General features: G+C 62.5%; 10 protein-coding genes. All 10 read left to right on the top strand.

What is annotated here, in order from left to right:
* Positions 1-455: 455 nt before the first annotated feature.
* The 10 genes from galE (at position 456) to infC (ending at position 12773) form a co-directional block, all read left to right on the top strand.
* Entirely contained in the window at positions 456-1478 is a 1023-nt protein-coding gene (gene galE, locus HA399_RS12060; protein WP_054555473.1) for a UDP-glucose 4-epimerase GalE, read from the top strand.
* 170 nt (positions 1479-1648) lie between these two features.
* Positions 1649-2476 carry a 3'(2'),5'-bisphosphate nucleotidase CysQ gene (gene cysQ / locus HA399_RS12055; protein ID WP_404325109.1) on the top strand — a complete coding sequence of 276 codons (828 nt, stop codon included), beginning with the start codon at positions 1649-1651 and terminating at the stop codon, positions 2474-2476.
* Positions 2477-2555: 79 nt separating this feature from the next.
* Complete coding sequence (locus HA399_RS12050; RefSeq protein WP_404325108.1) at positions 2556-4406, top strand: sulfatase-like hydrolase/transferase; 1851 nt, start codon at positions 2556-2558, stop codon at positions 4404-4406.
* Position 4407: 1 nt separating this feature from the next.
* Complete coding sequence (locus HA399_RS12045) at positions 4408-5760, top strand: UDP-glucose dehydrogenase family protein (RefSeq protein WP_404325107.1); 1353 nt, start codon at positions 4408-4410, stop codon at positions 5758-5760.
* Entirely contained in the window at positions 5757-6890 is a 1134-nt protein-coding gene (locus HA399_RS12040) for a glycosyltransferase family 4 protein (RefSeq protein ID WP_404325106.1), read from the top strand. Before HA399_RS12045 ends, HA399_RS12040 begins: the two co-directional genes overlap by 4 nt.
* Before the next feature lie 231 nt (positions 6891-7121).
* Positions 7122-7634: a DUF2489 domain-containing protein gene (locus tag HA399_RS12035; RefSeq protein ID WP_082388255.1), complete on the top strand. Its 513-nt coding sequence runs from the start codon at positions 7122-7124 to the stop codon at positions 7632-7634.
* A gap of 20 nt (positions 7635-7654) precedes the next feature.
* Entirely contained in the window at positions 7655-8809 is a 1155-nt protein-coding gene (locus tag HA399_RS12030) for an amidohydrolase (protein WP_404325105.1), read from the top strand.
* A gap of 277 nt (positions 8810-9086) precedes the next feature.
* Entirely contained in the window at positions 9087-9962 is an 876-nt protein-coding gene (locus HA399_RS12025) for an OmpA family protein (RefSeq protein ID WP_043335655.1), read from the top strand.
* A gap of 338 nt (positions 9963-10300) precedes the next feature.
* Entirely contained in the window at positions 10301-12199 is a 1899-nt protein-coding gene (gene thrS, locus HA399_RS12020; RefSeq protein ID WP_054555467.1) for a threonine--tRNA ligase, read from the top strand.
* A 34-nt stretch (positions 12200-12233) separates the two neighbouring features.
* Positions 12234-12773, top strand: a complete 540-nt coding sequence (gene infC, locus HA399_RS12015) for a translation initiation factor IF-3 (protein WP_082388253.1) — start codon at positions 12234-12236, stop codon at positions 12771-12773.
* Positions 12774-12831 lie beyond the last annotated feature (58 nt).

Below are 12831 nucleotides of genomic sequence, written 5' to 3'. Positions count from 1 at the left end.
GTCATGGTAGGTGATGGCGAGTTGTCGTGTTGGTGTTATTCATTACATGTCGCGCATGTATCCCCGGTCGGGGTGACGTGCACGGCGTGTCATGTTGCCTGCCTTGTCAGAAAGTCGCTCGCGAGTCGATCAGCCGGGCGCTCAGGCGGCAAGGCGCGGCCATTGTCTCAGCATTGCGCCGCGGCTCAATAGCCTTCATTGCCTGTTTTGAAACGCTGGTAAGTGAAACCTTGACGCCGCGCAAGCGCGACGCTTGATCCGAGGTGCTCACACCTCGGGCCAAGCCCTGTGTGACGCCATCTTGCACGGGTCAGGTTGCTGTCTGGCGACAGACGCTGTCGTTGGCTGTGGACTTGTGAGCGCAAGGGCTGGAAGGTAGGGTTAGCAGCCATGAACAGGGCCAGCGCAGGACAACTGCGTGGCCCACTGTCGCGTTACTTTCACAAGGAAGATGATTGATGATTCTGGTCACGGGTGGTGCAGGCTACATCGGCTCTCATACGGTATTGGCGCTCATGGAGGCCGGCCATCAGGTGCTGGTGCTGGACAACCTGTCCAATGCCAGTGAAGCCTCTCTTGCGCGTGTGGCGACGCTTGCCGGACGCGAAGTGCCGTTCGTCGAAGGGGATATCCGCAATGGCGCGCTGCTCGACAGCCTGTTCGAGCGTCACGATATCGAGGCCGTGGTCCACTTCGCCGGGCTCAAGGCGGTCGGCGAGAGCGTCGCCAAGCCGCTGGCCTACTACGACAACAACGTCAACGGCACCCTGGTGCTGTGTGACGCCATGGCGCGTGCCGGCGTCAAGCGTATCGTGTTCTCTTCCTCTGCCACCGTGTATGGCGATCCGGCCTCCACGCCGATCCGTGAAGACTTCCCGACCTCCGCGACCAACCCCTATGGCCGCTCCAAGCTGATGGTCGAGGAAGTGCTGCGCGACCTGGCCGTCGCGGATGACAGCTGGCGCATCGCGCTGCTGCGCTACTTCAATCCGGTGGGTGCCCATGAGTCCGGCACCATCGGCGAAGACCCCAACGGCATTCCCAACAACCTGGTGCCGTATATCAGCCAGGTCGCCGTGGGTCGCCTCGAGGAACTGGCCGTGTTCGGTGATGACTACCCGACGCCGGATGGCACCGGGGTGCGCGACTACATCCACGTCGTCGACCTGGCCGATGGCCACCTCAAGGCGCTGGACTACCTGGCCGGTGATGCGCGGGATGGCGTTCACACCTATAACCTGGGCACCGGTACCGGTTACAGCGTGCTGGACATGGTCAAGGCGTTCGAGAAGGCCAGCGGTCGTCCGGTGCCGTATCGCATCGCACCGCGTCGTGCCGGCGATATCGCCGAATGCTGGGCAGAGCCGGACAAGGCCTTCAACGAGCTGAAGTGGAAGGCCGAGCTGGGTCTCGACCGCATGATGGCCGACAGCTGGCGTTGGCAGTCACGCAACCCCAACGGCTATCGCAGTGCCTGAAAACTGACACTGCAGGGTCAGTGCGCCGAAGTTGACCGAGCTTGAGTTGACGGCGCTTGTGTGAAGACCTCTCGAAGCGGTCGCGGGCAGCATCCGCGGCCGCTTTTGCGTATGATGACGGCGGGCCGAAGGGCCCGTGTCGACTCCTTCGAATTCTCTGCGAGCCCCCCATGACCCAGTCTGATGTCACCCTCGATCTTGAACTGCTGACGGCCATTGAACAGCTTTGCCGTGAAGCGGGGCAGGCGATACTCGCCGTTGCCCGTGGGGGAGAGCTCGGCACGCGCGCCAAGGCGGATGACAGTCCCGTGACGGCGGCGGATATGGCGGCGCATCATGTGCTGGTCGAGGGGCTGGCCCGCCTGACGCCGCAGATTCCTGTGCTCTCGGAGGAGAGTGACAAGGCCGATATCGCGGCGCGGCGTGACTGGAAGACCTTCTGGCTGGTCGACCCGCTGGATGGCACGCGTGAATTCGTCACCGGCAGCGGTGAATACACCGTCAACGTGGCGCTGATCCAGGGTTCGCGCAGCGTGCTGGGCGTGGTGGATGCGCCGGTGCTGGAGACGACCTGGAGCGGGCTCGCCGGCGTGGGGGCCTTCCGGGAAGACGCCGCCGGGCGTGTCGCGATCGCGGTCAGCCCGGAGCCCGAGGTATTGAGAGTCGTGGCCAGCAAGTCGCATCTCGATGCGCGTACGGCGGCGCTGATCGAGCGACTGGCACCGGTGGAGAACGTCAGCTGTGGCAGCTCGCTCAAGTTCTGTCGCATCGCGGAAGGCAATGCGGATCTCTATCCGCGCTACGCACCGACCAGCGAGTGGGACACCGCGGCGGCCCAGGCCGTGCTGGAAGCGGCCGGCGGCCAGGTCTTCGATGCCGAATCATTGCCCTCACAGCCGCGTCGTCTGGACTACAACGCCCGCGATACGCTGGTGAATCCCTTCTTCATCGCCTGTGGCCAAGCGGATGGTCGCTGGCGCCAGGCGCTGGACGTCTGAGGGTGGCCGGGGCTCGACGGCTCGTGCATCCATTGGCCCGCGTAAGGGCTGAAGCGTTCATGTCATGGCGAGGACGCGCATGAAGGGCCTGCTGCAGCGCCTCGTCCGTCGCCTGTTTGCGCGCAGCGATCAGGCGAGCAAACGGGCCGGGGTGATCTCCGCCATCACGCTGGCCCTGCTGGCGAGTCTGGTGCCGTTGATCTATCACGGCCTGCTCGAGGGCGGCCTGATCCTGTTCGGCAATCTGTTGCTGTGGCCGTGTCTGCTGGCGGCGCTGCATCGTCCGCGCTGGCGTTGGCCGGCGCTGGGGCTGATGGCGGCGCTGGGCGTCAATCTCTCCGCAAGTGTGGTCAGCGCCGTCTATTACGATTCCCGCTATGGCTTGGCCTTCGCGCTCAGCTCGCTGGATACCAGCCGCAGCGAATCGATGGCGATGCTGTTCAAGTTCCCGCTGGCCCTGATCGTCCCGCTGGGGTTCTTCCTGCTGGCGCTGGCACTGGGCAATCGCTTCGGGGCGGGGCTGGCTCGCGCCCGGCTGGGCGGGCGCAGCGGAATCGCCTTCGTGCTCTGGATGCTGATGCTGCTGGCCGGTAGCTGGCAGTGGGGCCGGGCCAGTGTGCCGTTGGCCATCACGACGCTGTCGGTCTCGCCGGGCTGGAACCTGGCCACCACCTCGCATGCCTGGTGGGAGAAGGAGCGCTACAAGGCGCTGATGGCGGATGACTATGATTTCGGAGGCGTCTCGCGCAGCCCCGAGGTGTCGGATGATGCTGTCTTCGTCCTGATCATCGGCGAATCCCAGCGCCGCGATCAGCTGTCGCTGTATGGCTATTCCCGCGCCACGACGCCGAATCTCGATGCGCGTCGCGACGAGCTGGTGGTCTTCGATCAGGCCATCGCGCCGGCGCCACAGACCGTGCTGGCGGTACCGATGCTGGCCAGTCTGACCGACCCGCGGGCCTTCTCGCCGCGCTATCTGGACGCCAATCTGATCTCGCTGGCCAATCAGGCCGGCTATCATACCGAGTGGCTGTCGCGCCAAGGGCTCGATATCACTTCCGAGCGCACCTGGATCACCGCCATCGCCCAGCGTGCCGATGTCGCTCGCACCATCATGACCGACTATGACGATGGCTTGCTGGATGCACTGGATGAGGCGCTGGCGCGCGAGGTCGAGGGGCCGCGGCTGATCGTGCTGCATCTCTACGGCAGTCACCCGCCGGCCAGCCTGCAGTACCCGGATTCACTGCGCTATTTCCTGACCCCGGACAGCCGCTCGCCGCTGACCGATGCCTACGATGACAGCATCCGCTTCACGGATCAGGTGATCGAGGGCGTCTTCCAGCGCCTCGAAGGGCGACCCGCTGGCGTGCTCTATCTGTCGGACCACGGCCTCGAGCATGACCCGCTCAGTGACGCCTATGTGCATGGCGGTGATCGCCCCAGTCAGGCGCCGTACCGCATTCCGCTGTGGCTGTGGCAGACGGGGCAGGCGCCCAATCCCGCGCGCGAGCTGACGCGCCTGCGCTCGCACGCCGATGAGCCTTTCGCCAGTTTTGACCTGCCCTATCTGGCCAGCGACTGGCTGGGCATCCGCTTCTCCGGTGACAAGCCGTGCCTGTCGCCCTGGGCGGTCTGCTATCAGCCGCGTGAACGTCATCCGGTGCTGGACCAGCTGGGACGATTGAACTTCTATGAAGCCCTGCCGTCGGACTTTCTTTCCCGACCTCTCGCGCCGGGTGCCGAAGAGCTCGAGGAAGCGGTCGAGGCGACCACCGAGCTGCTGGAGCGTCCGGAGTTCATGTCCGGGCAGGGCGCGAAACGCGACGGGCAAGCCCCACAACCGGATTCCCGCGTGACGCCGTCAGAGGAGTCGTCGGCGTTCACCTTGTCACCTGCTTCATTACCTTCAGAAACTCTCAAGGACTGACATGAAAATCACTGTCTTCGGAACAGGCTACGTAGGCCTGGTGACTGGCACCTGTCTGGCCGATGTCGGCCATGACGTGATCTGCATGGACGTTGATGCGGCCAAGATCGATGGCCTCAAGCAAGGCGAGATCCCCATCTTCGAGCCGGGGCTGGAGAGCATGGTGCTGCGCAATGTCGAGGCCGGCCGCCTCAACTTCACCACTGACGCCCGTCAGGCCGTCGAGCACGGCGTGCTGCAGTTCATCGCCGTGGGCACACCGCCGGACGAAGACGGCAGCGCCGACCTCAAGTACGTGCTTGCGGTGGCCGGCACCATTGGCGAGCACATGAATGACTACAAGGTCATCATCGACAAGTCCACCGTGCCGGTGGGCACGGCGGATCGTGTCACGGCGCGAGTCGCCGAAGTGCTCGCCGAGCGCGGCGAACGTGTCGACTTCGATGTCTGCTCCAACCCGGAATTCCTCAAGGAAGGCGCGGCGCTGGACGACTTCACGCGTGGCGCACGCATCGTGGTCGGCACCGATTCCGAGAAGGTGCGTGAGCGCATGCGCGAATGCTACGCCCCCTACAACCGCAACCATGAAAAGTTGATGTTCATGGATGTGCGCGCCGCCGAGCTGACCAAGTACGCTGCCAACGCCATGCTGGCGACCAAGATCAGTTTCATGAACGAGATCTCCAACCTGGCCGAGCGCCTGGGTGCGGACATCGAGGAAGTGCGTCGTGGCATCGGCAGTGACCCGCGTATCGGCTACCACTTCATCTATCCGGGCTGTGGTTATGGTGGCTCCTGCTTCCCGAAGGACGTCCAGGCGCTGGCACGTACCGCCAGTCAGGTCGGCTATGACGCCGAGCTGCTGACTGCGGTCGAGTCCGTCAACAAGCGCCAGAAGGTCACGCTGTTCGACAAGCTGTCGCGGGCCTTCGATGGCGACCTCAAGGGCAAGACCATCGCTGTCTGGGGTCTGGCCTTCAAGCCCAACACCGATGACATGCGCGACGCGCCGAGCCGTACGCTGATGGAAGCGCTGTGGGACGCGGGCGCGACCGTGCAGGCCTATGACCCGGAAGCGATGAAGGAATGCCGCCGCATCTACGGCGAGCGCGATGAGCTGGTACTGGTCGCGGACCGTCAGCAGGCGGTCAAGGGCGCCGATGCACTGGTGGTGTGCACCGAGTGGAAGGAATTCCGCACCCTGGATGGCGAGTGGCTCAAGGCGCAGCTCGGCTTCCCTGTGGTGGTCGATGGCCGCAACCTGTTCGAGCCTGCCGCCATGAAGGCCGCTGGTCTGATGTACTACGCGGTCGGCCGCGGTGACTCCATGCGTCGTGTGCAGGAGGCGTCGTGAGCACTGGTGCAGGCAAGCTGGCCGCGATCGCCATTCGTCAGGTCGAGAAGAACACCGGTGCCAGCCGCAATGCCTTCGAGCAGGCGGATGCGTTGCGCGCGCTGGGCTATCGCGTGGTGATTCTCGCCGAGCGCGGCAAGCCCGAACTGGCTCGCGCCCACGGCGCGGAACTGGTGCGCCTGTGGCGGTGGCCCTTCAAGGGGGCGTATCGACGTTTCTGGTTCAATCGCCGTGTTCAGGCCTGGGCCAGCCGTCATGCGCCCGACCTGCTGATCAGTCATGGTGACTGCGAAAGCCCGGATACCGTCTATCTGCACAATTGCGTGCACCTTGCCTCGCAGTGCATCCATGGCCGTGAGCTGCCTCGCGACCACGAAGTGGCGGCGATTCATGATCACGTGCTCAAGGGTGGCAAGTTCCGTCAGGTCGCGGTCAATTCGCGCATGATGGGCGAGGATCTGATGGCGCGCTACGGTATCGCGCCTGAGCGGATCGAGATCAGTTACCCGGGCTATGATCCGGAGCAATTCACGGTCGAGCGCGCGCGCGCAGGGCGCACCGCCCAACGTGAGGCATTGGGCGTGGCCGAGGATGAGCTGCTGGTCGGTCTGGTGTCATCCGGCAACTTCACCAAGCGCAACGTGGCAGGCTTCGTGGCGATGGCGGCACTGATGGAGCAGGCCTCACCGGGCCGCTATCGCTTCCTGGTGGTAGGCAAGGATGATGCCGCGCCTTACCAGCAGCAGGCCAGGGAGGCGGGCATCGCCGAGCGCATGATCTGGCGCTCGACCATCCCGGAGGTCGAGACGCTCTACGGTGCGCTGGACCTGTTCGTGATGCCGGCCCATATCGAGGAATTCGGGCGTGTCGCGCTGGAGGCGATGGCCTGTGGTGCGCCGGTGCTGCTCAATGCGCGGGTCGGCTCGGCCGAGTTGCTCGATGATTACCCTGAGCTGGTCATGGCGGCAGAGTCCACGCCACAGCAGTGGGCCGAGCGCTGCACCCATCTGCTCGAGAGCGATACGCAGGCGCTGAGCGCTGCGCTGGCCAGTCTGGCATGCAATTACTCGCATCAGGCGCAGAATCTCAAGCTCAAGGCCAGCTTCGAGGCCTTGATGGCGGGGCGGTGAAGGTCCGCGCTGACAGATTGACCGCTTGCGTGCCGGACGAAGCATGAGTACGACAGAGGAAAGCGTGCAAGAGTGAATGACACGACTGGCCCCGTATCCCCGATGCGGGGCCTTTTGTTGACGCAAGGCGTGGGTGAGGGCGGGCTACGTGGTCATCGGTCGCAGTGCTCCACCTTGGGTGTCGCGTGTGCAGTCCCTATACTCATGGCTTGTTTACCGCAGGAGAAAGGCATGTCCCTGACTATCAGCATCATTCTGGCCGTCATCGCGATCATCATCATCGCGGGATTGGCGTTCTATGCCCTCAAGCTGCGCCGCGAGGTCAAGGTGCGTGAGGCGCGTCGCGAGCAAGAGCTCATCCAGGCGCGCGCCAACTGTCTGGAAAGCCTCGAAGCCATCGCACGCGCCATGCAGGCCGGGCAGGTCGACATGGTGGAAGGCGGTCTGCGCTGCAAGGTGTTGATCGAGATTCTCGATACCAGTCTGGCCGAAGATGACGTGCTCTCGGTCTTCGGTGTCCTGCATGGGCGGGTATCACACCTGCACACCCATTCGGCGCGCAAGGAGCTGTCGCCGCGTGAACGTCTGGCCGAAGACAAGGAGCGCATCGCCGTCGAGGAAGCGCTGGCGGAGCCGCTGCAGCTGGCGGCGAGTCGCGTGCTGAGCAACATGGAGTTCTGGCATCAGCATTACCTGGGGCGCAAGCGTCCCGCTTCGCCAGCAGATCTGGGGCAGGCCGTCTGATGAGTCTTCACGAGGCAGGCATGAACACGACACTTTCCTTGCTGGGCACGCCGCTGGCCGAGCTGCGTCACGCGCTGCACCGCTCACCGGAACTCTCCGGACAGGAAGCCGCCACGGCGGCCTGCATCGCCGGCTGGATGCAGGAGGCCGGCGCCGAGGTGGTCAGCGGGCTGGGCGGGCATGGTCTGGCCGCCATCTTCCGCGGCGCCGAGCCAGGCCCGCGCGTCATGCTGCGCTGTGAGCTGGATGCGCTGCCCATCGATGAGGCGCCGCGCGGCGACTGGTCCTCCTGTCATCCGCATGTCGGGCACCTGTGTGGCCATGACGGCCACATGAGCTGGATGCTGGGCGTGGCGCAGCGCCTGGCGGCATCTCCGGTCGCCAGGGGCGAGGTGGTGTTGCTGTTCCAGCCCGCCGAGGAAACCGGCGAAGGGGCGCGCGCCGTCGTGCGCAGCAAGGCCTTTGCCGCGCTCAAGCCGGACTATCTCTATTCGTGCCACAACCTGCCGGGGCGCCCCCTCGGGGAAGTCAGCGTGCGCGACCATGCCTTCACCTGTGCCTCACGCGGCATGATCGTGCGGCTTTCCGGGCTCTGTGCACATGCGGCCCACCCGGAAAATGGTCGCAGCCCGGCGATGGCCATGTGTCGCATCATGCAAGGCCTGTCGCGTCTGCCGTTGCAATTTGCCGATGAGACCGGACTTGCGATGGTGACCCTGATTCATGCGCGCCTGGGCGAGGTCGCGTTCGGCACCTCACCGGGCGACGCCGAGGTGATGGTCACCCTGCGCACCGAGAGCGATGACATGATGAAGGCGCTGGCCGAAGCGGCGGTGTCACTGGCGCGCAGCGAGGCGGAAGAAGACCGTCTGGGCATCGACGTGGACTGGTGTGACACCTTCGATGCGACCTGGAATTCGCCTGAGGCGAACGACATGATTCGCCGCGTGGCGCGACAGCAAGGGCTTGATTGCGCGGAACTTTCTCAGGCACATCGCTGGTCCGAGGACTTTGGTGTGCTGGCACGTGACTGCCATGCCGCCATGTTCACATTTGGCGCAGGTGAGGAAATGCCGGGGCTTCACCACCCCGATTACGATTTTCCTGATACGCTGTTGGCGCCCGGCGTCGAGATTTTCGAGGGGCTGGTTCGCCAGCACCTTGGAAGAGAGTAAAACAGGGGTTTTACAGCGTCGCCATTCTGATACAGTTAGTGTCAAAGTTTTTCGACGTTGCAAAAAACACTGTTTTCCTTCACCGTATGCCTGAGGATCGGTACCGTTTTCAAGGGAAACAGACCCGATCAGAGCTGGAAGGACGCACCTGCATGTGCTTTCTTCTTAAAGGAAGATTTGAATAAAATTCCTTTCATCGTAACGAGTTCGGCTCTTATACTGAGTCGATACGTAACACCCTCGTTACATATTGCGCTGTGTTAAGAAGGAGTCTTACATGAAAAGATCTACGACTGGCCTGGTTCTGGGTTCTGCATTGGTTGTTGGCCTGTCTGGCTGCGCAAGCTCTGCTTCCCAGTCTTCATCTGCTGAGAAGCCCTGGTACAGCCAGCCGTTCGTCTGCGGTCTGGCCGGTGGCCTGATCGGTGGCGGGATTGGTTACGGCGTCTCTGGCGACAGCGACGAAGACACCGGCGCTTCTCTGGGTGCTGTCGGCGGCGCGACCGCTGGCGCGCTGCTGTGTGCTGACGATGCTCCGAAGTCCATGGACGACGATGGCGACGGCGTGCCGAACGACCGTGACGAATGCCCGGGGACTCCGGCAGGCGTCGCTGTTGATGCGAAAGGCTGCCCGCTGGACACCGACGGTGACGGCGTTGCTGACTACAAGGACCAGTGCCCGGGTACTCCGGCCGGCGTCACTGTTGACGCGAAAGGCTGCCCGCTCGATTCCGACGGTGACGGCGTGCCGGACTACCAGGACCAGTGCCCGAACACCCCGGCCGGCGCCAAGGTCAATGCCCTGGGCTGTGTCGCTGACCTCGTCCTGCGTGACGTGAACTTCGAGTTCGACTCCGCCAAGCTGACTGCCAATGCCGAGAAAGTGCTGAATGGTGTGGCGGCCAAGCTGGTCTCCAACGAGAACGTCCGCGTTCGCGTTGAAGGTCACACTGACTCCGTGGGTTCTGACTCCTACAACAAGCAGCTGTCCCAGAAGCGTGCTGACTCCGTGAAGGCCTACCTGGCTTCCGAAGGTGTTGGCGCCAACCGTATCCAGACTGTGGGTTACGGTGAAGAGCAGCCGGTCGCCAGCAACGATACCGCTGCAGGCCGTGCCGAAAACCGTCGTGTCGAGCTTGCTGAAGTCAAGTAAGCCGAACGCGGTAAGCTGAATCAGACGGGGCGCCTCAGGGCGCCCCGTCTGCGTTCGTGTCGTGCATGGCCTCCAGTGGCTCAAGCGTATCTTTACGACTTTTGAACGGGCTGCTAAGGTCTTGCCTCGCTCATGTTCCCGCGTTATGTGTCCACGCCCTGACTGGTCGCTCGATCATCATGGGGCAGTGGGCGGCGCCCCAGGCATTGTAGGCCGGGGTCAGTAGCGTGAGGGGCGTGATCGTCATTGCCCCCATTTCGAGCCGACGCCCCGCGTTCGGCCAAATTCGCTTCACGTGACCCTTGGTAAGGGCCACCACTGAACGCAAGGAATTCTTCATGCCTATCGTTACTCTGCCTGACGGCAGCCAGCGTACCTTCGATGCCCCGATTTCCGTGATGCAGCTGGCCGAGTCCATCGGTCCCGGTCTTGCCAAGGCCTGCGTGGCCGGCAAGATCAATGGCGTCGAGGTCGATGCCGCTGACATGATCACCGAAGACGCCAACGTCGCCATTCTCACGGCGCGTGATGCGGAAGGCCTGGACGTGATTCGTCACTCCTGCGCGCACCTGATCGGTCATGCCGTCAAGCAGCTCTACCCGGAGGCCAAGATGGCCATCGGCCCGGTCATCGATGACGGTTTCTATTACGACATCGACTTTGGCCGCTCGGTCACCCCGGAAGATCTCGAGACCATCGAGAAGCGCATGAAGCAGCTGATCGACAGCGAGTACGATGTGGTGCGTGAGTATGTCTCGCGTGACCAGGCCATGGCCGCTTTCGAGAAGCGCGATGAGCCGTACAAGCAGGAGATCATCGAGGGCATCGGCGAAGGCGACACCATCCGCCTTTACCACCACGAAGAATACACCGACATGTGCCGCGGCCCGCACGTGCCGAATACCCGTCACCTCAAGCACTTCCAGCTGCTCAAGCTGGCCGGTGCCTACTGGCGTGGTGATTCCACCAAGCCGATGCTGACCCGCATCTATGGCACCGCCTGGCCGGACAAGAAGCAGCTCAAGGCCTACCTCAAGCGTCTCGAGGAAGCCGAGAAGCGCGATCACCGCAAGCTGGCCAAGAAGCTGGACCTCTTCCATATGCAGGAAGAGGCCCCGGGCATGGTGTTCTGGCACCCGAATGGCTGGACCATGTACCAGGTGCTCGAGCAGTACATGCGTCGTATCCAGCGTGCCAATGGCTACCAGGAGATCAAGACGCCGCAGGTGGTCGATCTTTCGCTGTGGAAGAAGTCCGGGCACTGGGGACATTATAACGAGCTGATGTTCACCACCGAGTCCGAGAAGCGTGAGTACGCGGTCAAGCCGATGAACTGCCCGTGTCACGTTCAGGTCTTCAATCAGGGCCTGAAGAGCTACCGTGACCTGCCGCTGCGTCTGGCCGAGTTCGGCTCCTGCCACCGCAACGAGCCGTCCGGCTCTCTGCATGGCCTGATGCGTGTGCGTGGCTTCACCCAGGATGACGCCCACATCTTCTGTACCGAGAATCAGGTCGAGTCCGAGGCCGAGGACTTCATCCGTCTGACATTGGAAGTCTACCGTCAGTTCGGCTTCGAAGACGTCGAATTGAAGCTCTCCACCCGTCCGGAATCCTTCATCGGTGAGCCGGAAGCGTGGGACAAGGCCGAAGCCGGCCTGCAGGCAGCACTGGATGCGACTGGCCTGCCGTGGGAGCTGCAGCCGGGTGAGGGTGCCTTCTATGGACCAAAGATTGAATTCTCTCTGCGAGATTGTCTGAATCGTGTCTGGCAGTGTGGTACTCTACAGCTCGACTTCAATCTGCCTGAGCGTCTCAGTGCCCAGTTTGTCGATGAAAGTGGAGAGCGTCGCATGCCGGTCATGTTGCACCGCGCGATTCTCGGCTCCTTCGAGCGCTTCCTTGGCATCCTGATCGAGCACCACGCAGGCGCGATGCCATTCTGGCTCGCCCCGGAGCAGGTTGTCGTAATGAATATCACGGATTCCCAGGCAGAATATGCCAAGGATCTGGTCTCCCGCCTCGAGAAACATGACATCCGTGTCAAAGCAGACTTGAGGAACGAGAAGATCGGCTTTAAAATCCGTGAGCATACTCTGCAGAAGGTTCCTTACCTCATCGTCGTTGGCGACAAGGAAGTGGAAGCTGATGCAGTAGCTGTCAGAACCCGTTCCGGTGAAGACCTCGGCACCATGAAAGTTTCAGAATTCATGGAACGCCTGAAGGAAGAACAGGTCTGACAGTAACGAATTTCAGCCAAACGGAGACGCAACGATCAAGCGGAATAATCAGCGCGGACGCCCCCAGGAAAAGCGGGCTCCCATCAATGACCGTATTCGTGCGGACGAAGTCCGCCTCATCGACGCAGATGGCGAGCAGGTTGGCGTAGTGTCAACCAAAGATGCGCTTGTCAAGGCCGAAGAGGCAGGGCTCGACCTCGTCCAGATTTCCAATGCCGACCCCATCGTCTGCAAGATCATGGATTACGGCAAGTTTCTTTTCGACGAGAAGAAACAGAAGAATCTGCAGAAGAAGAAGCAGAAACAGATCCAGGTCAAGGAAGTCAAATTCCGTCCTGGTACCGATGAAGGCGATTATCAGGTCAAGCTACGCAACCTGACTCGCTTCATCGAAGGCGGAGACAAGGGTAAGGTAACCTTGCGCTTCCGTGGTCGCGAAATGGCGCACCAGGACATCGGCCGCAAGCTGATGGAACGGATCGCCGGCGATCTCTCGGAGCTCGTGACCGTCGAGTCCTTCCCGAAAATGGAAGGCCGTCAGATGATCATGATTCTCGCGCCGAAAAAGAAGTGATCCATAGGCAGTAAAACGGACACATCAGGGTCACGCCTGCGGGCGTGGCTCTTTTTGT

The sequence above is a fragment of the Cobetia sp. UIB-001 genome, from assembly GCF_044789135.1.
Classification (GTDB): Bacteria; Pseudomonadota; Gammaproteobacteria; order Pseudomonadales; family Halomonadaceae; genus Cobetia; species Cobetia amphilecti.
The sequence above is the reverse complement of the archived record's forward strand: the minus strand, read 5'-3'. Positions and strand labels throughout refer to the sequence as shown.